The 24548-nt window shown below is 67.0% G+C and carries 20 protein-coding genes; 5 read left to right on the top strand and 15 right to left on the bottom strand.

Going from position 1 to position 24548, the window contains the following annotated elements; all coding sequences use genetic code 11:
* Positions 1-2: 2 nt before the first annotated feature.
* The 6 genes from QRN63_RS03405 to QRN63_RS03380 all read right to left on the bottom strand — a co-directional run bounded on the left by QRN63_RS03405 (position 3) and on the right by QRN63_RS03380 (position 6384).
* Entirely contained in the window at positions 3-767 is a 765-nt protein-coding gene (locus QRN63_RS03405) for a crotonase/enoyl-CoA hydratase family protein (protein WP_285029199.1), read from the bottom strand.
* Positions 764-1489: a PaaX family transcriptional regulator C-terminal domain-containing protein gene (locus tag QRN63_RS03400; RefSeq protein ID WP_267318922.1), complete on the bottom strand. Its 726-nt coding sequence runs from the start codon at positions 1487-1489 to the stop codon at positions 764-766. Before QRN63_RS03400 ends, QRN63_RS03405 begins: the two co-directional genes overlap by 4 nt.
* Before the next feature lie 5 nt (positions 1490-1494).
* Complete coding sequence (locus tag QRN63_RS03395) at positions 1495-2412, bottom strand: crotonase/enoyl-CoA hydratase family protein (protein WP_267319039.1); 918 nt, start codon at positions 2410-2412, stop codon at positions 1495-1497.
* A gap of 104 nt (positions 2413-2516) precedes the next feature.
* Positions 2517-4139, bottom strand: coding sequence for an acyl-CoA dehydrogenase family protein (locus tag QRN63_RS03390; protein WP_285029198.1), 1623 nt, complete (start codon positions 4137-4139; stop codon positions 2517-2519).
* A gap of 51 nt (positions 4140-4190) precedes the next feature.
* Positions 4191-5603: an amino acid permease gene (locus QRN63_RS03385; RefSeq protein WP_267318920.1), complete on the bottom strand. Its 1413-nt coding sequence runs from the start codon at positions 5601-5603 to the stop codon at positions 4191-4193.
* 31 nt (positions 5604-5634) lie between these two features.
* The gene (locus tag QRN63_RS03380; RefSeq protein ID WP_267318919.1) at positions 5635-6384 is read right to left on the bottom strand and encodes a deoxyribonuclease IV; all 750 of its coding nucleotides are present in this window, start codon (positions 6382-6384) and stop codon (positions 5635-5637) included.
* Positions 6385-6457: 73 nt separating this feature from the next.
* Between QRN63_RS03380 and QRN63_RS03375 the strand changes: the two genes are divergently transcribed.
* The 4 genes from QRN63_RS03375 to QRN63_RS03360 all read left to right on the top strand — a co-directional run bounded on the left by QRN63_RS03375 (position 6458) and on the right by QRN63_RS03360 (position 10066).
* Entirely contained in the window at positions 6458-7516 is a 1059-nt protein-coding gene (locus tag QRN63_RS03375) for a type III polyketide synthase (RefSeq protein WP_285029197.1), read from the top strand.
* 4 nt (positions 7517-7520) lie between these two features.
* Complete coding sequence (locus tag QRN63_RS03370; protein WP_285029196.1) at positions 7521-8030, top strand: isoprenylcysteine carboxyl methyltransferase family protein; 510 nt, start codon at positions 7521-7523, stop codon at positions 8028-8030.
* Positions 8027-9043 (top strand): NAD(P)/FAD-dependent oxidoreductase, encoded by a 1017-nt coding sequence (locus tag QRN63_RS03365; RefSeq protein WP_285029195.1) that lies wholly within the window; start codon positions 8027-8029, stop codon positions 9041-9043. The genes QRN63_RS03370 and QRN63_RS03365 overlap by 4 nt, the downstream gene beginning before the upstream one ends.
* A gap of 123 nt (positions 9044-9166) precedes the next feature.
* Positions 9167-10066, top strand: a complete 900-nt coding sequence (locus QRN63_RS03360; protein WP_285029684.1) for a type IV toxin-antitoxin system AbiEi family antitoxin — start codon at positions 9167-9169, stop codon at positions 10064-10066.
* Between the two features lie 79 nt (positions 10067-10145).
* On the opposite strand, the gene QRN63_RS03355 is transcribed toward QRN63_RS03360, so the two are convergent.
* From QRN63_RS03355 to QRN63_RS03320, 8 genes are all read right to left on the bottom strand, one after another.
* A complete protein-coding gene (locus QRN63_RS03355) occupies positions 10146-14102 on the bottom strand; it encodes a DNA-directed RNA polymerase subunit beta' (protein WP_267318915.1) in 3957 nt (1318 codons plus the stop codon).
* Between the two features lie 60 nt (positions 14103-14162).
* Positions 14163-17666, bottom strand: a complete 3504-nt coding sequence (gene rpoB / locus QRN63_RS03350; protein WP_267318914.1) for a DNA-directed RNA polymerase subunit beta — start codon at positions 17664-17666, stop codon at positions 14163-14165.
* A gap of 608 nt (positions 17667-18274) precedes the next feature.
* Entirely contained in the window at positions 18275-19300 is a 1026-nt protein-coding gene (locus QRN63_RS03345) for an ABC transporter ATP-binding protein (RefSeq protein WP_267318913.1), read from the bottom strand.
* A gap of 258 nt (positions 19301-19558) precedes the next feature.
* Positions 19559-19945, bottom strand: a complete 387-nt coding sequence (gene rplL, locus QRN63_RS03340) for a 50S ribosomal protein L7/L12 (protein ID WP_138250490.1) — start codon at positions 19943-19945, stop codon at positions 19559-19561.
* A 45-nt stretch (positions 19946-19990) separates the two neighbouring features.
* Positions 19991-20521 carry a 50S ribosomal protein L10 gene (rplJ, locus tag QRN63_RS03335; RefSeq protein ID WP_135356861.1) on the bottom strand — a complete coding sequence of 177 codons (531 nt, stop codon included), beginning with the start codon at positions 20519-20521 and terminating at the stop codon, positions 19991-19993.
* Between the two features lie 288 nt (positions 20522-20809).
* A complete protein-coding gene (locus tag QRN63_RS03330; protein ID WP_285029193.1) occupies positions 20810-21721 on the bottom strand; it encodes an ATP-grasp fold amidoligase family protein in 912 nt (303 codons plus the stop codon).
* Between the two features lie 4 nt (positions 21722-21725).
* Entirely contained in the window at positions 21726-22664 is a 939-nt protein-coding gene (locus QRN63_RS03325) for a methionyl-tRNA formyltransferase (RefSeq protein ID WP_285029192.1), read from the bottom strand.
* A 125-nt stretch (positions 22665-22789) separates the two neighbouring features.
* Positions 22790-23227 carry an anthrone oxygenase family protein gene (locus QRN63_RS03320; RefSeq protein WP_285029191.1) on the bottom strand — a complete coding sequence of 146 codons (438 nt, stop codon included), beginning with the start codon at positions 23225-23227 and terminating at the stop codon, positions 22790-22792.
* Between the two features lie 81 nt (positions 23228-23308).
* On the opposite strand from QRN63_RS03320, the gene QRN63_RS03315 reads away from it, so the two are divergent.
* Positions 23309-23737 (top strand): winged helix-turn-helix transcriptional regulator, encoded by a 429-nt coding sequence (locus QRN63_RS03315; protein WP_267318909.1) that lies wholly within the window; start codon positions 23309-23311, stop codon positions 23735-23737.
* Here the strand turns inward: QRN63_RS03315 and QRN63_RS03310 are convergent.
* A complete protein-coding gene (locus QRN63_RS03310; protein WP_285029190.1) occupies positions 23638-24546 on the bottom strand; it encodes an ROK family protein in 909 nt (302 codons plus the stop codon). The two genes, QRN63_RS03315 and QRN63_RS03310, sit on opposite strands and share 100 nt — an antisense overlap.
* Positions 24547-24548 lie beyond the last annotated feature (2 nt).

Genomic DNA, 24548 nt, shown 5'->3' with positions numbered 1-24548 from the left:
CCTCAGGCCTGCGCGCCGTGCCGGCCTGCTCCGCCGGCGAACCGCTGCGCGCCCGCGAGCGACTCCTCGGCCACCTGCACCAGGCTGGCGAACTCGAAATCCATTGCGGATTCCTCGGATTCGCCCCACTGCCGCAGCGCGGACATGCGGTCGGCGCGCAGACACAACTGCGGCAACGCCGCCAGCTGATGGGCCAGTTCTTCGGCCTTCTCCCGGGCCTGCCCGTGCGGCACGACCCGGTTGGCCAGACCGATCTGCAGTGCTTCGGCGGCATCGACGGCACGCCCGGTGAGAATCAGGTCCATGGCGCGGCTGTGTCCGATCAGCCGCGGCAACCGGACCGTGCCACCGTCGATGAGTGGGACACCCCAGCGCCGGCAGAACACGCCGAAGGTCGCGTCCTCCTCGACGACGCGCAGGTCGCACCACACCGCCAGCTCCAGTCCCCCGGCGACGGCGTAGCCGCTGACCGCGGCGATCACCGGCTTGGACAGGATCATCCGGCTCGGGCCCATCGGCCCCGGCCCCGTGCGGTGCGTCTGATTCATCTCCGGGGTGCCGAACGCCTTGAGATCTGCGCCGGCACAGAAGGTTCCGTCGGCGCCCCACAGCACCGCGACGGCGGCGGAGTCGTCGCGGTCGAACTCGTCGAACGCCTGGTACAGCGCGGCTGCCGTCGGCCCGTTGACGGCATTGCGGGCGCCGGGCCGGTCGATGATGACCGTCGTCACCGGTCCGTTCTTCTCGACGCGCACGGGTTCGGTCATGATGCCTCCATCGGTTCGTCGCGCCGCGCCACCAGTTCGGCGGCGAAGTCTGCGTAGGCCTGCCGTAGCTGCTCGCCGGGCCAGTCGCGCGGGAGCAGGTCTGCAGGTAGTACGGGGTCGGCCAGCAGGTGCCGGACGATCGCGGCCGCGGCCACGAACCGACCGGGGATGTCTGGCGCCGAGCCGATTTCGTCGAGCAATTGCCGTGCGGTGGCGGCCCAGGCGGGCAGGTCCCACAGCAGGGCGGCCAGGCCGGCGGGGTCGTCGTCCCGGCTGGTCAGGAGGCGGGCGTTCGCCGTGATCTCTGCCGGAAAATGCGTGTCCAGATTGGCCGGGCGCAGCCACAAACCCTCGCGGAGCTCACCGAACCTGTTCTGCAGCAGGTCATTTCGCAGCTCGGCCCGGGTCCGGGCATCGGCGCCGACGGTGGTGATGACGACCGTCGTCCACTCGCCGCGCCATGGCCGGGTTTTCGGGTCGATGGCGGCATCCTGCCGTCGTTGCCGCGCCAGCAGGCGGTCGGCAAGGCGGTAGCCGTCGGCCGAGCGCACCAGGTCGCCGGCGCTGACCATCCGCGTCAGCGCCACCCGCAGCGTCTGCTCCTTGATGTCGAAATCCGAAGTGAGCCGGACCAACTCAGCCGCGGACGCCCACGCCGGGTGGGCACCCAGCAGAACGCTGAGCACCACCGACCGGGCGGTCATCCGCTTCAGATCAGGCATGGCCGTCAGACCCCGGAGGCCACCCGGCCTGCATCACCGAACGGATCGTCGCGGTGCCGCACCGCCTGCCGGAAGCCGTGCTCGACAGCGTCGGCGACGAAGGCATGCCCCTCGGGCGTGTGCCGCGCGATGCCGTCGAACACCGTGCTGACCATCCTGCTGGTCGCAATCCCCTGCTGCAGCAGCGAGGTGTTGCACGCGAGCTTCGCCATGATCAGCTGGTTGACCGGCATGGCCGCGATGCGCGCGACGAGCCGCTCGGTGCGTTCATCCAGGTCCTCGGGCTCCGGCGCCTCGACCGCCAAACCCCATTCGGCGGCCTGCGCCCCGGTGATGCAATCGCCCGTGAACAGCAGGCGTTTCGCGCGCTGGTCACCCAGCCGGTGGGCCCACAACCCGCCCGCCGGCACGCCCCACACCCGCATCGGCGGGTAGCCGATCTTGGCGTCGGACGCCGCGATCACCTGATCGGCGTGCAATGCGATGTCAGTGCCACCGGCCACGCAGTAGCCGTGGATCTTCACCACGGTCGGCTTGTCGCAGTGCATCAGGCTGGAGAAGCCACGGACGAACCGGCTCATCATCTGGTAGTCGATCATCGGATCCCAGGGCTGATTCGGCAGGTGGTTGACGGCCTGCGTCTTGCCGTCCAGCACCGTGCCCTGGTGCTCAGCTCCGCCGGCGGCCCCGGTGCCGTCGGCGTACGCGCTCAGATCGAAACCGGCACAGAAGCCTTCGCCCCGGCCGGACACCAGGATGACGTGCACGTTCGGATCGAGGTCGGCCCGCTCGACGCAGGCCGCCAACTCCAGCGGCGTGTCCGCGACGATCGAGTTGCCCTTCTCCGGACGGTTGAACGTGATCCGGGCGACGCGGTCGGCGACCTCGTAGGTCATGGTCTTCAGATTGTCGAAATCCACCAGCTCAGCCTTCCCGCCAGCAGACGCAAAACTGTCGAAAACCGCGGTTTTGGGACAGTTTTGCGTTCCCCCACAAGTGGGAGGTGCCCCCAGCTCGGATGTACAAATCAGCCCTTGACGAGGGCGCGTTCGATGATGGGCGCCAGGTCGAGGCCCGTCGGCAGCGTGCCGAATGCGCCGCCCCACTGGCGGTCGAGACGGCTGACGAGGAACGCCTCGGCCACCGCGGGGTGACCGTGCCGCACCAGCAGCGCGCCCTGCAGCGCCAGCGAGATGTCCTCGGCCACTTTGCGTCCCCGGTATTCGAGGGTCTGCGGATCGGTGAGCTGCGCCTTCAACGCGTTCACATGGGCGTCCAGCCGGGGGTCCTGCGCCTGCGTCAGTTCGTCGAACAGCACCTCGACGCACTCGGGCTTGGTGGCCATGGCGCGCAGGGTATCCAGCGCGCTGACGTTGCCCGAGCCCTCCCAGATGCCCATCAGCGGGGCCTCGCGGTACAGCCGCGGCATGCCGGATTCCTCGGCGTAGCCATTGCCGCCGAAGCACTCCATGGCCTCCGCGGCGTGCGGCGTCGCGCGCTTGCACACCCAGTACTTGGCCGCGGCCAGACCGATCCGGCGGAACAGGCTTTCGCGCTCGTCGCCGCGGACGGCGCGGTCGGTGGCACCCGCCATCCGCATCGCCAGCATCGTGGCGGCCTCGGCCTCGACGGCCATGTCGGCGAGCACGTTGCGCATCAGCGGCTGGTCGATCAGGTAGGCGCCGAACGCCTTCCGGTGCTGCGCGTGGTGCACGGCCTGCGTCAGGCCGGTGCGCATGCTGGTGGCGCTGCCGAGTGTGCAGTCCAGGCGGGTCAGGTTGACCATCTCGATGATGGTCGGCACACCGCGGCCCTCCTCGCCGACCAACCACACCGTCGCGCCGTCGTATTCGATCTCACTGGAGGCGTTGGCGTGATTGCCGAGCTTGTCCTTGAGCCGCTGGATGAACATGCGGTTGCGGGTTCCGTCGGGCAGGACGCGGGGCAGGAAGAAGCACGACAGCCCACCGGGCGCCTGCGCCAGAACGAGGAACACGTCGCCCATCGGCGCCGAGGTGAACCACTTGTGGCCGCGCAGCGAGTAGGTGCCGTCGCCGTTGGGCGTGGCCTGCGTGGTGCCGGCGCGCACGTCGGAGCCGCCCTGCTTCTCGGTCATCGACATGCCCGCGGTGATACCCGCTTTGGTGGCAGGCACTTTCAGCTCGGGGTCGTAAACGCGGCTGGTCAGCAGCGGTTCGTAGACCTTGGACAGGTCGGGGTTGAACCGCAGCGCCGGGACGACGGCGTAGGTCATCGAGATCGGGCAGACGTGGCCGGGCTCGGGGGTCCAGGCCGACATCTTCGCCGCGCGGACGACGTGGGCGCCGGGACGGTCGTCGGCCCATGGTGCGCCGTGCAGGCCGTGCGTCACGGCGGCGTTCATCAGCTGGTGGTAGGCGGGGTCGTACTCGACCTCGTCGACGCGGTGCCCGTACCGGTCGTGCGTGTGCAGGATCGGGACGTTGCGGTCCGCCAGCTCACCCCAGCGCTGCGCCAGCCGGCTCCCGCCGAGCGCGCCGACCTCGTGGACCTCGTCGACGCCCCAGTCCCCGCCTTCGCGAATCAGTGCCTCGGCGAGCGCCGGGAAGGTGGCGGGGTTGTAGTTCTCGAGTGGCGGAACCTGGTTCGTGACGACATGCGTATCACCCATGTCCCCACTATTACACTTTCACGACAGTCGCACAAGAACTGTATATAGCGGCTAGTGGCGCGTCACGACCTCGGTGGCGCGATCGCCGCGGTGCACGAAGTAACCCAGCGTCACGATGACGAACCAGATGGCACCCACCAGGATGGCGGTCCGCCCGTCGTCGGTGAAGAACAGCAGCACGACGACCAGCGCCAGGAAGCCGAGCGCCAGGAACGTCGTGTACGGCGCGCCTGGCAGGCGGTAGTCCGACGCCGGCAACACGCCCGCGGCGACCCGCTGGCGATAGATGAAGTGCGACACCAGGATCGAGCCCCACACGAAGATGATGCCGATCGTCGACACCGAGGTGATGTACGCGAACGCCTTGTCGGGCGACAGGTAGTTCACCAGGACGCCGACGCCCATGGTCAGGGCCGAGAAGCAGATGGCGAGCATCGGCACGTGCCGGCTGCTGAGTGTCTGCAGACCGGCCGGGGCATCGCCGCGCTGGGCGAGGCTCCGCACCATGCGGCCCGTCGAGTAGATACCCGAGTTGCACGACGACAGCGCCGCCGTCAGCAGGATGAAGTTCACGATGCCCGCGGCCGCCGGGATGTTGAGGTATTGGAACACCGCGACGAACGGGCTCTGGCCGGCGTGGTAGTGCCGCCAGCCCTGGATCGACAGGATGACGATCAGGGCGCCGACGTAGAACAGGCCGATGCGGAAGGGCAGCGTGTTGATGGCCTTGCGCAGCGTCACCTTGGGGTTCTCGGCCTCACCCGCGGTGACACCGACGAGCTCGACACCGACGTAGGCGAACACCACGATCTGCAGGCTCAGCAATGCCGAGCTGAAGCCCGTCGGGAAGAAGCCGCCGTCGTTCCACAGGTTGGTCAGGCTCGGACCGGTGGCCGGGCCGAATCCGGCGATCGGCAGCAGCACACCGATGCCGATGATGATCATGCCGATGATCGCGGTCACCTTGATCATCGAGAACCAGAACTCGGCCTCACCGAAGATCTTCACCGAGATCAGGTTCGCGACGAACAACACCACGAGGACGACCAGCGCCGTCACCCACTGCGGGACGTCATGACCCCACGGCCAGTACTGCACGTACTTGCCGGCCACGGTGATCTCGGCCATGCACGTCGTCGCCCACACCGCCCAGTACGTCCACCCGTTCGCGAACCCGGCGAACCGGCCCATGAACTCCTCGGCGTACTCCGAGATGCTGCCCGACACCGGGCGGTACACCAGCAACTCACCGAGCGCCCGCATGATGACGAAAACCGCCAGACCGGCGAGCAGGTACGCCAGGATCAGCGCGGGGCCGGCCTTCTCGATGGCCCCGCCGGCGCCGTAGAACAGACCGGTACCGATGGCCCCGCCGATCGCGATCATCTGCACGGTTCTGGCGGACAGACCACGCTCGTAACCGGCGTCGGGTGTCTCTGCTACCTCAGTGTTGGCGTCTCGCACCCGTGGTGTCTATCACAATTGGCGGCGGTGACTAAACATTGTCGCGGAGGAACGCGATGTCGTCTTTGCGACCGTCCTCGGACGTCTCGCAGATGACCGGAGCGTCCGCGGCGCGCACCACCGCTGCCAGCAACTGCGGGTCGATCTGGCCCGAACCGAAGTTGGCGTGCCGGTCGGCCCCCGAACCGGCGGCGTCGCGGGAGTCGTTGCAGTGCACCAGATCGATCCGCCCGGTGATGGACTTGATGCGCTCCACCGCGTCGACGAGCGCCTCGCCGGCCGCCCAGGCGTGGCAGGTGTCCAGGCAGAAACCGATGCCCTTGTCGCCGATGCGGTCCCACAGCCGGGCGATGGTGTCGAAGTGCCGCGCCATGGCGTGATCACCGCCGGCGGTGTTCTCCAGGTACACCGGCATGTCGGTCTTGAGCGCGTCGAGCGCCTTCACCCACCGCTCGAAGCCGGCTTCCATGTCGTTGTCGTCGGCATGCCCGCCGTGCACGATCACGGCCGTCGCACCGATCTCGGATGCGGCGTCGCACGTGTCCTGCAGGATTTTGCGCGACGGGATGCGCACCTTGTTGTTGGCCGACGCGACGTTGATCAGGTACGGCGCGTGCACGTAGAGCGGCACCGTGGACGCCCGCAGCACCTCGGCGTCCTCGCGCGGCGCGGGCTTCTTCCAGCTCTGCGGGTTGCCCAGGAAGAACTGCACCACATCGGCACCGTCGGCAGCGGCCGCGGCCAGTGGATCGGTGTTGTCGACGTGAGAACCAATCAGCATGTGGCCCAGCCTAGTTCGTAGCGGCGGTGAACCCGGCACGCCTCGATCTCGTGGTCTGGGCAGAGGAGGGAACATGAGCGTAATCGCAAGTGTCCGTAGCGAACTGCCGCCCCACCGATACACCCAGGAACAAATCACCGATGCGCTGCTGGAGCTGCCCGGCTACCGCGAGCACGAGGACGCGATCCGCAAACTCCACCGCAGCGCGAGGGTCGAAACCCGCCACACGGTGCTGCCGCTGGCGGACTATCCGGATCTGACGGACTTCGGCCGCGCCAACGACGTCTTCATCGAACACGCCGTGACACTCGGCTGCGCCGCGATCCTCGGCGCCCTGGACGATGCCGGGCTGACACCCGCCGACGTCGACATCATCTACACCACCACCGTGACCGGGGTGGCGGTGCCGACACTCGATGCCCGCATCGCCGGCCGGATCGGATTGCGGCCCGACGTTCGGCGGGTGCCGCTGTTCGGCCTGGGTTGTGTCGCCGGCGCCGCCGGGGTGGCGCGGGTCAACGACTACCTGCGCGGAGCGCCCGACGCCGTTGCGGTACTGCTGGCCGTCGAGCTCTGCTCGCTGATGCCCAAGACCCAACCCTCGATGGCGACCGTCGTCGGCTCCAGTCTATTCGGTGACGGCGCCGGCGCCGTCGTCATGGTCGGAGACCGGCGCGCCGCGACCATCGACGCGATGGGGCCGGAAGTGCTCGATTCCCGCAGCCACCTCTACCCCGACTCGGAACGGACGATGGGCTGGGACATCGACTCGAGCGGCTTCCGCCTGGTGCTCTCCCCCGACGTGCCGAAAGTCGTCGAGACCTACCTCGGCGACGACGTCTCCGGCTTCCTCGCCGCGCACGGCCTCGAGACCGCCGACATCCGCACCTGGGTCAGCCATCCCGGCGGCCCCAAGGTGATCGAGGCGATCACCACCACGCTCGGCCTGCCCGACGACGCCCTCGAGCTGACATGGCGCTCGCTGGCCGAGGTCGGCAACCTCTCATCGGCCTCGGTGCTGCACGTCCTGCACGACACCATCGCCAAGCGCCCGCCCGCGGGGAGTTTCGGGTTGATGATGGCGATGGGACCGGGGTTCTGCTCTGAACTCGTCCTGCTGCGGTGGCGCTGATCGCGTGGCCTGGTACCTGACGCTGATCGCGGCCGTCGCGGTCGAACGCCTCGTCGAGCTCGTCGTCTCCAAACGGAACCTGGCGTGGTCGCTGGCGCGCGGCGGCACCGAGCACGGCTTCGGCCACTACCCGGCCATGGTGGTGCTGCACGTCGGGCTGCTCGCGGGGTGTGTACTCGAACCCGCCCTGCTGGACCGCCCGTTCCTCCCCGCGCTCGGCTGGCCCATGCTCGCCGTGGTGCTGGCGTCGCAGGCCCTGCGGTGGTGGTGCATCGGCACGCTCGGCCCGCAGTGGAACACCCGCGTCATCGTCATCCCGGGTGCGGCGCGGGTCGTCGCCGGTCCGTACCGGTGGCTGTCGCACCCCAACTACGTGGCGGTGGTGGCCGAGGGAATTGCGCTGCCCCTGGTGCACACCGCGTGGCTGACGGCCACGGTGTTCACCGTGCTCAATGCGGTGCTGCTGCGCATCCGGCTGCGCGTCGAGAACACCGCGCTGGCGAGCCTGTCGTGATCGACCTGCTGGTGATCGGCGGCGGTCCGGCGGGACTCGCGACGTCACTGCATGCGGCGCGCGCGGGTCTGAAGACCGTCGTCATCGAGCGCCGGCCGGGCACGCTCGACAAGGCCTGCGGCGAGGGCCTGATGCCGCACTCCCTTGTCCAACTCGACCGGCTCGGCGTGACGGCGCCCGGCCCGACGCTGCGCGGGATCAGCTATCACGCGGGCACGACGCGGGTCGAGGCACCGTTCCGGGGCGGCGTGGGCCGCGGGATCCGCCGGACGACGCTGCACGCGGCGATGTCCGACGCGGCCCGCGCCGCCGGGGTGAAGTTCGTCCACGCCGCGGCAGGCGAGATCACGCAGGACGCTCGTGGCGTCTGTGCGGCGGGGATCGAGGCCCGCCATCTGGTGGCGGCCGACGGGCTGCACTCGACGATCCGCCGTGACCTCGGGCTGGGACGACCGGCGACCGGCCCGCGCCGCTGGGGTATCCGCAGGCACATCCAGATGGCGCCGTGGACCGACCACGTCGAGGTGCACTGGAGCCCCGAGGCCGAGGCGTACGTGACGCCGGTGGCCGACGACTGCGTCGGCATCGCGATCCTGTCCGCCGGTCGCGGGGGCTTCGAAGCCAAGTTCGCGGCGTTCGACGAACTGCGACAGCGCGTCGAAGGACATCACTTCGGGCCCGACCTGGCAGCCGGGCCGCTGCGGCAGCAGGTGCGTACCCGGGTTGCCGGCCGGGTGCTGCTGGTCGGCGACGCCGCCGGCTATGTCGACGCATTGACCGGTGAAGGACTCGGGTTGTCGTTCAGCGCCGCCGAGGCGCTGGTCGACTGCGTCGTCCACGACCGGGTCGACGAGTACGACCGCCGCTGGCGCGCCCTGACCCGCCGCTACCGACTGTTGACCGAGGCGCTGGTGCGCGCCGGCGCCGTCCCGGCCGTGCGGTCCCGCATCGTGCCCGCCGCCGCGGCACTGCCGCGCGTATTCGGTGCGGCCGTGAACCTGCTGGCGAATTGATCCCCGCGAGCAGACGTGAAAACCCCCAAAAATCGCCACATTTGGGGGTTTTCACGTCTGCTCGCCAAGTTATCCACAGGCTCCGGCGCTCGGGCATTCCACTTTGCCGCCCGGTCCGCAACCATGCGGCATGTGGGGGTTGACGATCTGCACGCGCTATTTGCGGCAAATGGTGGCGTGGTGGCCAAACAGCAATTGCTGACTGTCTTGTCGCCGAAGGCCGTTGAAGTCCAAGTCCGCGCCGGGCGGCTGATTCGGGTGCGTCGTGGCGTTTATGCGTTGCAGACGCCCGACCGAGCCCAGCGCCTGGCTGCGCTGGATGTTGCCTGCGGCAAAGAGATCGTCATGTGTATGCACACAGCCGCTGAAGCCTATGGATTCGCCACCGAGCCAGACGAGCGGCTCCACATCCTGGATCCGGGCGTTCGTGTTCGACCCATGCGTGAGCTGATGGTTCATCAGAGGATTGGTGCGCCCCTACAACGCGTCGACGGCCGGCTGGCGACAGCGCCGGCCTGGACCGCCGTCGAGGTGGCTAGGACGTTGAGGCGGCCGAGGGTGTTGGCAACGCTCGATGCGGCGCTCCGAAGTGGCTCCTGTTCGCGGGCCGAACTCGACGCCGCGCTTCGTGAACAGTCCGGACGACGTGGCGTCGTCAAAGTGCGTGAACTGTTGGCCCACGCTGACGGCCGGGCCGAGTCGCCGATGGAGTCCGAGATGCGGCTGGTCTTCATGGACTGGGGACTGCCGACCCCGGAATTGCAGCACGAGATCGTAGATCGCCACGGACAACTGTGGAGAGTCGATTTCGCCTGGCCCGACTACCGAGTGGCTGCCGAGTACGACAGTGTCGACTGGCACGCCAACCCGGAGGCCTTCAAGCACGACCGGATGAAGACGGCGCGCCTGCACGAATGTGGTTGGGTGTCTATCCCGGCAGTGATCGAAGACGTTCGGCGGTATCCAGCGGAATTGTGTGCGCGAATCCGACACCACCTGGACACCGCACTACTCGCGGGGTGAACAGACGTGAAAACCCCCAAAACCCGAAGGTCTTGGGGGTTTTCACGTCTGTTCGCGGGAAAGGTGATCCCGCTAGCGACTAGCGGTAGTCGCTGTAGCCGTAGTCATCCAGCGGCACGGCAGCACCAGTGGCCTGACCGAAGTCCGGGCTGTAGTACTGATCCTCGTAGGACGGGATCGTGTACGCCGCAGCGCGGGCTTCCTCGGTCGGCTGGACCTGGATGTTGCGGTACCGGTTGATGCCCGTACCAGCCGGGATCAACTTACCGATGATCACGTTCTCCTTCAGACCCTGCAGCTTGTCGCTACGGCAATTGATGGCCGCATCGGTCAGCACGCGCGTGGTCTCCTGGAACGACGCCGCCGACAGCCACGAGTCCGTGGCCAGCGATGCCTTCGTGATACCCATCAGCACCGGACGTCCGGCCGCGGGCTCGCCGCCCTCGGCCACGACGCGACGGTTCTCGGTCTCGAACTCGCTGCGCTCGGTCAGCGAACCGGGCAGGAACTCCGTCGAGCCCGAGTCGATGATCGTCACGCGACGCAGCATCTGGCGAACGATGACCTCGATGTGCTTGTCGTGGATCGACACACCCTGTGCGCGGTAGACCTCCTGGACCTCCTTGACGAGGTGAATCTGCACCTCGCGGGGGCCCTGGACGCGGAGCACCTCGTGGGGGTTCGCCGAACCCTCCATGAGCTGCTGGCCGACCTCGACGTGGTCACCATCGGCCAGCAGGCGCTCGGTGCCGTCGTCGTGCTTGAAGACGCGCAGGCGGCGGTTACGACGCGGCAGCTTGTCGTAGACGACTTCCTCGCCACCATCGTCGGGAACGATGGTGATCTTGTAGAACTTGTCGTCCTCCTCCAGCTGCACCCGGCCGGCCACGTCGGCGATCGGAGCGACGTTGCGGGGCACGCGGGCCTCGAACAGCTCCTGCACGCGCGGCAGACCACCGACGATGTCGGCGCCACCGGTAACACCACCCTGGTGGAAGGTACGCATCGTCAGCTGGGTGCCGGGCTCACCGATCGACTGGGCGGCGACGATACCGACGGCCTCGCCGATGTCGACCAGCTTGCCGGTGGCCATGCTGCGGCCGTAGCACTTGGCACAAACACCGGTGCCGGTGGCACAGGTCAGCACCGAACGCACCTTGACGTTGGTGATGCCCGCGGCCAGCAGGGCCTCGATCGCCGGGTCACCGAGATCGTGACCACGCTCGACGATGACGTTGCCGTTCGCGTCGACCGCATCGGTTGCCAGGGTCCGCGCGTAGGCGGACGTCTCGACGTGGGCGTCGCGCACCAGCGAACCGTCGGCCTGAACCTCGGCCAGCGTGACCATGACGCCGCGCTCGGTCTCACAGTCGGTCTCACGGACGATGACGTCCTGCGACACGTCGACCAGACGACGGGTCAGGTAGCCCGAGTCGGCGGTACGCAGAGCGGTGTCGGCCAGACCCTTACGAGCACCGTGGGTGTTGATGAAGTACTCCAACACCGTCAGGCCCTCGCGGAAGGACGACTTGATGGGCCGCGGGATGAACTCACCCTTCGGGTTCGTCACCAGACCCTTCATGCCGGCCAGGGTGCGCGTCTGGGTGAGGTTACCCGTGGCGCCCGACTTCACGATCGTGATGATCGGGTTGTCCGCCGGGTAGTAGTCCTCCAGCGCCTTACCGACCTCTTCCGTGGCCTGCTGCCAGATCTTGACCAGCGACTCGTTGCGCTCGTCGTGGTTCAGACCACCGCGCTGGTACTTCTTCTCGATCGCGTCGGCCTGGCCCTCGTAGCGCTCCAGAATCTCCTGCTTCTGCGGCGGCACCAGAACGTCGGCCATCGAGACCGTCACGCCCGAGCGGGTCGCCCAGTGGAAACCGGCATCCTTCAGCTTGTCGACGGTCTGCGCCACGACGATCATCGGGTAGCGCTCGGCGAGATCGTTGATGATCGCCGCCTGGACCTTCTTGTGCATCTGCTTGTCGACGAACGGGTAGCCCTTCGGCAGCAGCTCGTTGAAGAGCACGCGACCCAGGGTGGTCTCCGCGGTCCACGCGTCGCCCGGCTTCCAGCCGTTCTCGAACAGCTGGGCCTCGATCTCGGCCGGCGGACGCAGGTGCGTCAGGCGGACCTTGATCTTCGCGCGCACCGACAGCGCACCGCGGTCCATGGCCATGATGGCCTCGGCCGGGCTGCTGTAGACGCCCTGCTCGGCGCTGTCCTTCGTGGCGGCCACGAACTCGCCGGTGTCCCCGGGGATTTCGGTGGTCAGGAAGTACAGACCGGTCACCATGTCCAGACGCGGCATGGCGAGCGGACGGCCCGACGCCGGCGACAGGATGTTGTTCGACGACAGCATCAGGATGCGTGCCTCGGCCTGCGCCTCCGCCGACAGCGGAAGGTGCACGGCCATCTGGTCACCGTCGAAGTCGGCGTTGAACGCCTCACACACCAGCGGGTGCAGCTGGATGGCCTTGCCTTCGACCAGCTGCGGCTCGAAGGCCTGGATACCCAGGCGGTGCAGCGTAGGTGCACGGTTCAGCAGCACCGGGTGCTCGGAGATGACCTCTTCGAGGACATCCCACACCTGGGGACGCTGACGCTCGACCATGCGCTTGGCGCTCTTGATGTTCTGCGCGTGGTTCAGGTCGACCAGACGCTTCATCACGAACGGCTTGAACAGCTCGAGGGCCATCAGCTTCGGCAGACCACACTGGTGCAGCTTGAGCTGCGGGCCGACCACGATGACCGAACGGCCCGAGTAGTCGACGCGCTTGCCCAGCAGGTTCTGACGGAAGCGGCCCTGCTTGCCCTTGAGCAGATCGGACAGCGACTTGAGCGGACGGTTGCCCGGACCCGTGACGGGCCGGCCACGACGGCCGTTGTCGAACAGCGCGTCCACAGACTCCTGCAGCATGCGCTTCTCGTTGTTGACGATGATCTCGGGCGCGCCGAGGTCGATCAGTCGCTTCAACCGGTTGTTGCGGTTGATGACGCGGCGGTACAGGTCGTTCAGGTCGGAGGTCGCGAAGCGGCCACCGTCCAGCTGGACCATCGGGCGCAGCTCCGGCGGGATCACCGGAACGGCGTCGAGCACCATGCCCATGGGCGAGTTGCCGGACTGCTGGAACGCGGCGACGACCTTCAGACGCTTGAGGGCGCGCAGCTTCTTCTGGCCCTTGCCGTTCTTGATGGTGTCGCGCAGCGACTCGGCCTCGGCGTCGATGTCGAAGGTCTCGATGAGCTTCTTGATCGACTCGGCACCCATGGCACCGGTGAAGTACTCGCCGTAGCGGTCCTGCAGCTCGCGGTACAGCACCTCGTCGACGATGAGCTGCTTCGGGGCCAGCTTGGTGAAGGTGGTCCAGATTTCGTCGAGCCGGTCCAGCTCACGCTGGGCCCGGTCGCGAAGCTGACGCATCTCGCGCTCGCCACCGTCGCGCACCTTGCGGCGGACGTCGGACTTGGCGCCTTCCTTCTCCAGCTCGGCCAGGTCCTGCTCGAGCTTCTGTGCGCGCTCGGCCAGGTCCAGATCGCGCTGATCCTCGACGGCCTTCTTCTCGACGACCATCTCGGCCTCGAGCGTGGACAGCTCGTTGTGCCGCATCTCGGTGTCGACCGAAGTGATGACGTAGGCCGCGAAGTAGATGATCTTTTCCAGATCCTTCGGGGCCAGGTCCAGCAGGTAGCCCAAACGCGACGGAACGCCCTTGAAGTACCAGATGTGGGTGACCGGCGCGGCCAGCTCGATGTGGCCCATGCGCTCACGACGCACCTTGGCGCGAGTCACCTCGACGCCACAGCGCTCGCAGACGATGCCCTTGAAGCGGACGCGCTTGTACTTACCGCAGTAGCACTCCCAGTCGCGAGTCGGTCCGAAGATCTTCTCGCAGAACAGGCCGTCCTTTTCCGGCTTGAGCGTGCGGTAGTTGATGGTCTCCGGCTTCTTGACCTCGCCGTACGACCAATTACGGATGTCTTCCGCGGTGGCCAGGCCAATGCGGAGTTCATCGAAGAAGTTGACGTCTAGCACGTAACTCCCTTTCCCCTTGCGGGTGTATGAATCAGAAAAAGCTGACTACGGGCGGACGGTTTAGGCGAGGTCTTCAACAGACGCGGATTCGTTCCGCGACAGGTTGATACCGAGGTTCGCGGCGGTGCGCTCGAGGTCCTCGTCATCGCTGTCGCGCATCTCGATCGCGGCGCCGTCCGAAGACAGCACCTCGACGTTGAGGCACAGCGACTGGAGTTCCTTGAGCAGAACCTTGAACGACTCCGGGATGCCCGGCTCGGGGATGTTCTCGCCCTTGACGATCGCCTCGTAGACCTTCACGCGACCGACGGTGTCGTCGGACTTGATGGTCAGCAGCTCCTGCAGCGTGTACGCCGCACCGTAGGCCTGCATGGCCCAGCACTCCATCTCACCGAACCGCTGGCCACCGAACTGCGCCTTACCACCGAGCGGCTGCTGGGTGATCATCGAGTACGGGCCGGTCGAACGCGCGTGAATCTTGTCGTCGACCAAGTGGTGCAGCTTCAGGATGTACATGTAACCGACCGTGACCGGGTACGGGAACGGCTCACCCGAACGACCGTCGAACAGCTGCGACTTGCCGTCCGCGTCGACCATGACGTCACCGTCGCGGTTCGGCAGCGTCGCGCCCAGCAGGCCCTGCAGCTCGTTCTCGCGGGCACCGTCGAACACCGGGGTGGCGACGATGCTGTCGCGCGGGGCGCTGTGCATGCCCTCAGGCAGGTTCCGCGCCCACTCCGGATCGCCCTCGATGTTCCAGCCGGCCTTGGCGACCCACCCGAGGTGGGTTTCCAGAATCTGGCCGATGTTCATACGACGCGGCACACCGTGCGTGTTCAGGATGATGTCCACCGGGGTGCCATCAGGCATGAACGGCATGTCCTCGATCGGCAGAATCTTGCCGATGACGCCCTTGTTGCCGTGGCGGCCGGCGAGCTTGTCACCGTCGGAGATCTTGCGCTTCTGGGCCACGTAGACGCGGACCAGCTCGTTGACACCGGCAGGCAGATCGTCGTCGTCCTCGCGCGAGAACACGCGGACACCGATGACCTTGCCGGACTCACCGTGCGGCACCTTCAGCGAGGTGTCGCGGACCTCACGGGCCTTCTCACCGAAGATGGCACGCAGCAGGCGCTCTTCCGGCGTCAGCTCGGTCTCACCCTTCGGGGTGACCTTGCCGACCAGGATGTCGCCATCGCGGACCTCGGCGCCGATGCGGACGATGCCGCGCTCGTCGAGGTCAGCCAGCACCTCGTCGGAGACGTTCGGGATGTCCCGGGTGATCTCCTCGGCGCCCAGCTTGGTGTCGCGGGCATCGATCTCGTGCTCCTCGATGTGGATCGAGGTGAGCACGTCCTGCTCCACGAGCCGCTGGCTCAGGATGATGGCGTCCTCGTAGTTGTGGCCTTCCCACGGCATGACTGCCACGAGCAGGTTCTTACCGAGGGCCATCTCACCGTTCTCGGTGCAGGGACCGTCGGCGATGACCTGGCCGGCCTCGACGCGCTGCCCCGAGTCCACGATCGGGCGCTGGTTGGCGCACGTGCCGTGGTTCGAGCGGTTGAACTTGCGCATCCGGTAGGTGTGCCGCGAGCCGTCGTCAGCCATGACGGTGACGTAGTCGGCGGACACCTCTTCGATGACACCCGACTTGTCGGCGACGACGACGTCACCGGCGTCGATGGCGGCACGCAATTCCATGCCGGTACCGACCAGCGGGGCCTCGCTGCGCACCAGCGGAACCGCCTGACGCTGCATGTTCGCACCCATGAGGGCGCGGTTGGCGTCGTCGTGCTCGAGGAACGGGATCATCGCGGTCGCGACCGACACCATCTGGCGCGGCGAGACGTCCATGTAGTCGACGTCGTTCGCCGAGACGAACTCGACCTCGCCGCCCTTACGACGGACGAGGATCTTCTCCTCGGTGAAGTGGCCGTTCGCGTCCAGCGGCGAGTTGGCCTGCGCCACGACGTGGCGGTCCTCCTCGTCGGCGGTCAGGTAGTCGATCTGATCGGTGACGATGCCGTCGACGACCTTGCGGTACGGGGTCTCGATGAAGCCGAACGGGTTCACCCGTGCGTACACCGAGAGCGAACCGATCAGGCCGATGTTCGGGCCTTCCGGGGTCTCGATGGGGCACATGCGGCCGTAGTGCGACGAGTGGACGTCGCGGACCTCGAGGCCGGCGCGCTCACGGGACAGACCACCGGGGCCCAGCGCCGACAGACGACGCTTGTGGGTCAGACCCGACAGCGGGTTGTTCTGGTCCATGAACTGCGACAGCTGCGACGTGCCGAAGAACTCCTTGATCGCCGCCACGACGGGACGGATGTTGATCAGGGTCTGCGGGGTGATCGCCTCGACGTCCTGCGTGGTCATGCGCTCGCGGACGACGCGCTCCATCCGCGACAGGCCGACCCGGATCTGGTTCTGGATCAGCTCGCCCACGGTGCGCAGACGACGGTTGCCGAAGTGGTCGATGTCGTCGACCTCGACGGGGACCTCCACGCCGCCGGGGGCGGTCATGGTCTTGTCACCGTCGTGCAGGCGCACCAGGTACTCGATGGTGGCGACGATGTCCTCTTCGGTCAGCGTCGTCGCGGTCACCTGGGCCGGGTTGCCGTCGTGCAGGCCCAGCTTCTTGTTGACCTTGTACCGGCCCACGCGGGCCAGGTCGTAGCGCTTCTCCTTGAAGAACAGGTTCTCCAGCAGGGTCTGCGCCGACTCCTTGGTCGGCGGCTCGCCCGGGCGCAGCTTCCGGTAGATGTCCAGCAGGGCCTCGTCGGGACCGGCGGTCGGGTCCTTCTCGAGGGTGCCCATCATGATCTCGGAGAAGCCGAAGCGCTCGCGGATCTGCTCGTTGGTCCAGCCGAGTGCCTTCAGCAGCACGGTGACGGGCTGACGGCGCTTGCGGTCGATGCGGACACCGACGGTGTCGCGCTTGTCGACGTCGAACTCCAGCCAGGCGCCACGGCCCGGGATGACCTTGACGCTGTGCAGGGTCTTCTCGGTGGCCTTGTCGATGGACTCGTCGAAGTACACACCGGGCGAACGGACGAGCTGCGACACGACGACGCGCTCGGTGCCGTTGATGATGAAGGTGCCCTTTTCGGTCATCATCGGGAAGTCACCCATGAAGACCGTCTGGCTCTTGATCTCGCCGGTGGTGTTGTTGATGAACTCAGCCGTGACGAACAGCGGGGCCGCGTACGTCTGGTCCTTTTCCTTGCACTCGTCGACCGGAGCCTTGACCTCGTCGAAGCGCGGGTCCGAGAAGCTCAGCGACAGGGTGCCGGCGAAGTCCTCGATCGGCGACAGCTCGGCGAGGACCTCTTCGAGGCCACCGACCGGGTTGATGTCACCGCGATCGACTGCCTTCGAGCGCCAGCGGTCCGAGCCGATCAGCCACTCGAAGGAATCCGTCTGCACGTCGAGCAGGCCCGGAACCTCAAGCGGTTCGCGCAGCTTGGCGAACGAAACTCGGTTCGGCGCTCCTGGGACGGAGTTGTTGGAATCTACTGACTTGCTCTCGCGAGAGACTGCCAAGATGCGTCCTTCCAGCACCTGATGCGACCACTCCAGTGCCGGTCGAAACCGGTCCGAAATGCCGCTCTATCTGTGTCGGTCCGGCTGGCGTTCTCACAGTCCGGGCCTTACAAGACACAGGGCACGCGTCTAGATCACTGAGAAAGACTCAGGCTAGAAGGTGTCAGGTGCGGGTGAGGTGGGCAGGATGCAGCCAGCGCAACGTCCAACATTAGCGTAGGACGGCGCATTCCTCAACCACGGCATGCCTGGAGAGAGTTTTAACGGATAACGCTGGCTGGCGTCTGAACCCATTAACAAAACCCTCGAATACATGCTGCCCAACAGATTGGCCCGTTTGCGGGCGTCAGTCAAGACTTGCCACGGTGTTTGGTGTGGAGTTTTGCCGGTAAATCGCGAACCGGGGCGCTCTCATCGTGACGCAGCAGGCGCCGCGGCGCCACCCGCACGGCGCCGCCGGCGGATGCGCCGTGACCAAGATCACCGACCGCCTACGCCCTCGGAACCCCTCGAGTGCGCCCTCAGCGCCCGCGGAGTGGAGATTTCGCGGTCTGTGCGCACGCTCGCCGAAACAAATCGCGCCCGGGCTGGTATCAGCCCGGGCGCGATTTCTCTGGTTCTGCGGATCAGGCCCGCGGAATCTGAGCGGTCACCGGGTCGTCTGCGCCGCGGCCGCTCTTGTTGAGGTCCTCGAGGATGGCGGCCTGCGCGGCGGGCGGCAAGGTGTGGAGGATCGAGCGCACGCGAGCCTGACGGCGGGCCACCGCCTGGCGGACCGGCATTCCCGGGGTCACCTCGATCTGCGGCGGCACACCCTCGATCTCCTCCACACCACCGTCGGAGTGACCGGCGTCGATCGCGGCCTGCTCGGCGGCCGCGGTCGCGGCGTCCTTCTCCTCGGACATACCGATGGGGCCGATACGACGACCGTTGAGGAACTGCTTGACCGCGGGCTCCTCACTGGTCAGCAGCACCTCGCGGGGGCCGAACATGACCAGGTGCTTGCGGTAGAGCATGCCGATGTTGTCCGGCACCGTACGCACGATGTTGATGTTGTGCGTCACGATCAGGACCGTGGCGTCGATCTGGGCGTTGATGTCGATCAGCAGCTGGGACAGGTAGGCGGTACGGACTGGGTCCAGACCGGAGTCCGGCTCGTCGACCAGGATGATCTTGGGGTCGAGCACGAGGGCGCGGGCCAGGCCGGCGCGCTTGCGCATACCACCGGAGATTTCGCCCGGGAACTTGTGACCGTCGTTGGGCATACCCACGACGTCCAGCTTCTCCATGACGATCTTGCGGATCTCGGACTCGGACTTCTTGGTGTGCTCGCGCAGCGGGAAGGCCGTGTTGTCGTAGATGTTCATCGAGCCGAACAGCGCGCCGTCCTGGAACAGCACACCGAACAGGGTGCGGATCTCGTAGAGCTCCTTGGCCGAGCACTCGATGATGTTGGTGCCGTCGATGACGATCGAGCCGCGCTCGGGGCGCAGCAGGCCGATCAGCGATTTCAGGAACACCGACTTACCGGTACCGGACGGGCCCAGCATGACGCTGACCTCGCCGGCGGGGATGGTCAAAGTGACGTCTTCCCAGATCTTCGACGAGCCAAAGGACTTACTCAGTCCCGTTACGTCGATTTGGACGCCCATATGAGATCCCTTCCGCCAGCGCTCGCGCGCCATTTGCTGCCCTGCCTGTGGCTTGAGTCACTGTAGCGCATCGATAGGGAGCTGTTGCACCTTGTTCCAACTATCGGACGGCCCGCCGAAAAGTCACCCCGATGGGTGCGGAGCCAACTCCCCCATGGTCCCCCGGACGGTCCGAAATGCCCCGATTTATATCCCTGAAAAGCGAAATCCCCCGGAGTCCGTGATGGACTCCGGGGGAAAACGTCAGTTCTGGCGAACTTACTTGACGGACACCGAAGCGCCGGCGGCCTCGAGCTTGGCCTTGGCGTCCTCGGCGGCCTCCTTCGAGACCTTCTCCAGCAGCGGCTTGGGGGCGCCGTCGACCAGGTCCTTGGCTTCCTTCAGGCCCAGGCCGGAAACGATCTCGCGGACGACCTTGATGACGCCGATCTTCTTGTCGCCGGCACCCTCGAGGATGACGTCGAACTCGGACTGCTCTTCGGCGGCCTCAGCGGCGGCCGGAGCGGCACCAGCGGCGGCAACGGCGACCGGAGCGGCGGCGGTGACGTCGAAGGTCTCCTCGAACTGCTTCACGAACTCCGAGAGCTCCAGCAGGGTCATTTCCTTGAACGCGTCGAGCAGTTCTTCGGTGGACAGCTTGGCCATGTGAATGGTCCTTCCTTAGTTCTTTATGGGTGGTGGTGGGGTTGGTCAGGCAGCCGAGTCTTCGGCGGCCTTCTTGTCCTGCAGAGCGGCCGCCAGGCGCGCAACCTGGGACGCGGGCGCAACGAACAGCGCCGCGGCCTGGGACTGCTTCGCCTTGAGGGCGCCGGCCAGCTTGGACAGCAGCACTTCGCGCGACTCGAGGTCGGCGATCTTCTCGACCTGGGCCACGGACAGCGCAGCGCCGTCCATGTAGCCGCCCTTGATGACGAGCTGCTTGTGATCCTTCGCGAACTTCTTGAGTGCCTTCGCGGCATCGACCGGCTCGCCGGTGATGAACGCGATGGCGGTCGGACCTGCGAACAGGTCGTCGAGGCCTTCGATCCCGGCCTCCGAGGCGGCGCGCTTGACCAGGGTGTTCTTGGCGACCGTGTAGGTCGTCGAAGCACCGAGGGAACGACGCAGCTCGGCGAGATTGGCAACCGTCAGACCGCGGTACTCGGTCACGACAGTGGCCGTCGAGGCCTTGAACTGTTCGGCGATGTCAGCGACCGCAGTGGCTTTATCAGCCGTGGCCATACATGCCTCCTTGTGGTGTATTCATCGGCCCACTGGAGACTGCCGGGGATTGCGGCCCTGGAAATGCAAAGCGCCCCGACACAGAAAGGTCGGGGCGCGCAGAATCAAAACTCTGGAAACCTCGTCCTCCTGCGTGGGCCGCCAGGCGTTGCCTGGACCTTCAACCGATTGCCGAGCTGCTTACTCTTCGCGCAAGCGGCTCATCGGTGACCGACGGTCTTCGGTGGAACTGGACAAGAGTAGCCGATGGCTTGCCGATCAGCCAAAACGGCAACAGACGCGGCGGGGCTACGGCTGCCCGCGGCGCACCTGGTCCGGTGTCGGCAGCCGCCACTGCCGGCCCTGCTCGAGGTCGAAGCTCATCGGCTCGTACCGCAGCATGCCGGTACCGGGATAGGGCGTGTACTCGCCGAACCACACGTCGCCGTCGACGGCATAGAGGTCGACGCGGATGAAATCCCAGTCGGCGCCCAGCACGCTCGCGATCTCCAGCATCTTGTCCAGCTCGAGCGGGCGTTCTTCGACGGCGACGGGATGGATGCGCCACCGCACCGGCAGTTGGCGCCAGCCGGCGTCCAGGAATGTGGTGGTCTGCTTCTTCCCGAACCGGCCGCGGTTCACCTGGATGAGCTCGACACGGCCGTCGAAGACGAAGAACTTGTAGTCGACGGGCGCTTCGCCGTCCGGGGTCGGGATGCGTTCCTCGAGCAGCAACAACGGGCGGGCTTCGCTGTAGCCCCACTCGCCGAGCTCCAGCGGCGTCTCCTGGAACCAGCTTCTGGTCTGGTCCCGCAGGGCCGTCAGGTCGGTCTGCGGCTCAGGGCCGAACAGCGCCCGTCCGCTGCTGGCATTGGGCTTGAGCACCCAGGGCGGCAGGGACGCCAGGTCCGGCGCGTCCCGCAGATCGGTACCGGACCAGTACGTGGCGGGGATCCGGAGGTCGGCGCCGGGATACGCCGCGCGGGCCATCTCCTTCATCCACATCTTGTCGCAGGCCCGCACGATCCGGTCCCGGCGATCGTGGAAGATGCGCCAGTTCACCTTTTCGTTGAAGGTCGCCGGCTCGCGGAAGTTGCCCGGCTTGCGAATCATCAACAGATAGAGGACGTGGCGCAGGAATCGGACCGGAATCAGCGCGAGCATCCGGCGACGGATGGACATGAGCCACGGCGGCGTCGCGATATATGTCAGCAGCGGCACGGGTTCACGCCTCGCTGGTGAGGTAGCCGCCGCGGCGGAAGAACTCCGTTCCGTCGTGCTCGACCCCGTCAGCCGTGCGGAGCCGGGTGATGACCAGGCCGCGGTTCCCCCCGCGGTGGGCGTTCGGCCCGCACACCACCGCGCCGCCGCCCTCCTGCACGATGACGCGGCCGGGGGTGCCGCCATAGCGGATTTCGGACACCTTGGCCGCGAGCACCTCGATCCGCTCACCGCCGTAGAAGGTGAACGCGGGCGGGTAGGGGTCCGACAGCGCGCGGACGAGGCGCTCCAGATCGTCGGCCGGCCAACTCCAGTCGATGAGGCTGTCGCGTTCGGCGCGCTTGTGGAAATAGGTCCGCTCGGCCTTGTCCTGCGGCCGCCACTGGACGGTGCCGGCTTCCAGCGCGGTCAGCGCCTCGTCGAGCGCGCCGGGAATCAGGTCGATGCCGCGCATCACGAGCTCGGTGCCGGTGTCGTCGGGCCCGATGGACATCGAGCGCTGGACCAGGATGTCGCCGGCGTCGAGCTCGGCGTTCATGCGGTGGATCGTCAGGCCGATGTGCGATTCACCGCTGATCAGCGACCAGATGACCGGCGAGAAGCCGGTGCCCTTCGGCAGCAGGGAGTCGTGCAGGTTCAAGGTGCCGTACGTCGGCAGGTCGTAGAGCTCCTCCGTCATCCGCGTGTACCAGCTGTTGACGACGATGACGTCGGGTTCGGAGCGCTTGACCAGGTCGATGGTCTCGTGGTCGGCCCGCATGGTCAGGTGCACCGGAATGTCGTGCGTCATGGCAAGTTCCTCGACCGAGTCCGAGAAGATCGCCTTGTACGACTCCGTGCTGGTCGGGTGCGTCACGACGAGCGGGACGTCGTGTCCCAGATCGATCAGCGCTTGCAGCGTCTTGACCCCCCACGTCTGGAAACCGAAGAAGACGACGCGCATGCCACTACCTCACTAAGTCTGATTCCGCTGCCGATCGGAGCGATGTTCACCGACCGTCCATCAAGATCAACTTAGCTAAGTCTTACCTAAAATTGTGAGCTACCTGTGAGCACGGCCGCCCCGCGTCATCCGGACATCGCCACGAGGACGAATATCGCCAGCAGCAGCGCCACCCGCACCCAGTGCAACCGGTCCCAGCGGCGGGCGAGGTCCCGACTCGTCGGCGCCTCGTCGGAACCGGCACCCGCCCACGCCGCGACGCGGTTGTTGATCGGGACCAGGGTCGTCAGCGTCAGCACCATCACCACCGCCATCAACACCACCGCGGCGATGGCGCCCGTCGCGGGGGCGAGTACCGCGTCAGCGACCAGCAGTGCGGCCGCGGCCGCGTACCAGAACGGCATCACCGTGCCGAGGATCCGGCTACCGGCGGCGCGCGCCTGGCGGTAGGCCTCGTCGGGCAGCCGTTCCAGGACCGGATTGGTGAATGCGGCAACCCCGAACTCCACGCCGACGAGCGCGCCGACGACGACCACGGTGAGAACTTGCGCAATGTGCTCCATGACATCGAGCCTGGTCACTACACTGACAAATAACAAGGTACTGACAAATTAGTCAGCACTGGAGCTTTGAGGAGCGCAGTCATGGCGGTGTCGAAAAAAGAGATCGGCGAGTGCCCGATCGATGCCGCCCTGTCGGTGATCGACGGCCGGTGGAAGGGCACCATCCTGTGGCGGCTCTCCGACGGGCCGATGCGCACCGCCGAGCTCCGGCGCAGCATTCCCGATATGACGGAGCGCATGCTCATCCGGCACCTGCACGAACTGGTGGCCGACGGCATCATCGAACGCCACGACGCGGGCACGGTGCCGCCGTGCGTGCACTACTCGATCTCCGAATACGGCAAGACCCTGGCGCCGGTGCTCGGCGCGCTCTGCGACTGGGGCCGAAAAGACATGGCGCGCCGCGCCGCTCAGGTCCGCCACAACGCGGCCGCGCCGACGAGCCCGGCATCCCCGCCGAGTTCGGCGGGCACCACCCGCAGGCCGCGCAGGAAGCTCAATCCGGCGTAGCGGGGCAACGCCGCCCGCAGCGGGCCGAACAGCACCTCCCCCGCATTCGCCACGCCGCCGCCGAGCACCACCAGATCCAGGTCGCAGACCGCCGCTACCGAAGCGATGGCGACGGCGATCGCCTCGGCACCACGCGAGAATGCCTGCACCGCAACCGGATTCCCGTGCGCCGCAGCCTCGGCCAGCGCCCTCGCGTCGGCATCCGGCGGCGCGTCCCAGCCGTGCTCGTGCGCCCAGCCCGCCAGGTGCGGACCCGAAGCCACCGTTTCCACGCAGCCGTGGCCACCGCATGCGCACCGCGCGCCGCCGGGTTCCACCACGACGTGCCCGATGTGTCCGGCATTGCCGCTGCGGCCGTGGTACGCCGCGCCATCGAGCACCAGGCCGCCGCCGATACCGGTAGAGACGACCATGCCGAGCATGAAGCGGGCGCCGCGGCCGGCACCTGCCCACCATTCACCCATCGCCATGCACAAGCCGTCACCGCCGAGACGCACCGGCAGGCCGGTGCGATCAGCCACCCGCTGCACGATTGGAAACTGTTGCCAGTCGGCGATATTGATGGGGCTGGTGGTCCCTGCGGGCAGATCGATCGGTCCGGCCGAACCGATGCCCACCCCCTGCACCGCGCGCCCGGCAGCCGCGGCGAGAGCGTTACCGATCAACGCATCGACTGTCGCCCACACACGCTCGCCGTCCGTGTGCGGGGTCGGGAGCTGCTCGCGATGCACGAGTGCGCCGTCGTGGTCGACGAGGGCCGCGGCGATCTTGGTGCCACCGATGTCGAGGGCGAGGGTCAGATCGGACATCA

Source organism: Mycolicibacterium sp. lyk4-40-TYG-92 (genome assembly GCF_030209435.1).
Taxonomy (GTDB): domain Bacteria; phylum Actinomycetota; class Actinomycetes; order Mycobacteriales; family Mycobacteriaceae; genus Mycobacterium.
Note: the sequence above shows the minus strand (reverse complement) of the source record. Positions and strands in the feature narration are given on the sequence as shown.

Bases quoted from the DNA above. Each gene is read 5' to 3' on its own strand.
- QRN63_RS03405 (WP_285029199.1), bottom strand. From the start codon at position 767: ATGACCGAACCCGTGCGCGTCGAGAAGAACGGACCGGTGACGACGGTC.
- QRN63_RS03400 (WP_267318922.1), bottom strand. From the start codon at position 1,489: ATGCCTGATCTGAAGCGGATGACCGCCCGGTCGGTGGTGCTCAGCGTT.
- QRN63_RS03390 (WP_285029198.1), bottom strand. From the start codon at position 4,139: ATGGGTGATACGCATGTCGTCACGAACCAGGTTCCGCCACTCGAGAAC.
- QRN63_RS03380 (WP_267318919.1), bottom strand. From the start codon at position 6,384: ATGCTGATTGGTTCTCACGTCGACAACACCGATCCACTGGCCGCGGCC.
- QRN63_RS03375 (WP_285029197.1), top strand. From the start codon at position 6,458: ATGAGCGTAATCGCAAGTGTCCGTAGCGAACTGCCGCCCCACCGATAC.
- QRN63_RS03360 (WP_285029684.1), top strand. From the start codon at position 9,167: ATGCGGCATGTGGGGGTTGACGATCTGCACGCGCTATTTGCGGCAAAT.
- QRN63_RS03345 (WP_267318913.1), bottom strand. From the start codon at position 19,300: ATGGGCGTCCAAATCGACGTAACGGGACTGAGTAAGTCCTTTGGCTCG.
- rplL (WP_138250490.1), bottom strand. From the start codon at position 19,945: ATGGCCAAGCTGTCCACCGAAGAACTGCTCGACGCGTTCAAGGAAATG.
- rplJ (WP_135356861.1), bottom strand. From the start codon at position 20,521: ATGGCCACGGCTGATAAAGCCACTGCGGTCGCTGACATCGCCGAACAG.
- QRN63_RS03325 (WP_285029192.1), bottom strand. From the start codon at position 22,664: ATGCGCGTCGTCTTCTTCGGTTTCCAGACGTGGGGGGTCAAGACGCTG.
- QRN63_RS03320 (WP_285029191.1), bottom strand. From the start codon at position 23,227: ATGGAGCACATTGCGCAAGTTCTCACCGTGGTCGTCGTCGGCGCGCTC.
- QRN63_RS03315 (WP_267318909.1), top strand. From the start codon at position 23,309: ATGGCGGTGTCGAAAAAAGAGATCGGCGAGTGCCCGATCGATGCCGCC.
- QRN63_RS03310 (WP_285029190.1), bottom strand. From the start codon at position 24,546: ATGTCCGATCTGACCCTCGCCCTCGACATCGGTGGCACCAAGATCGCC.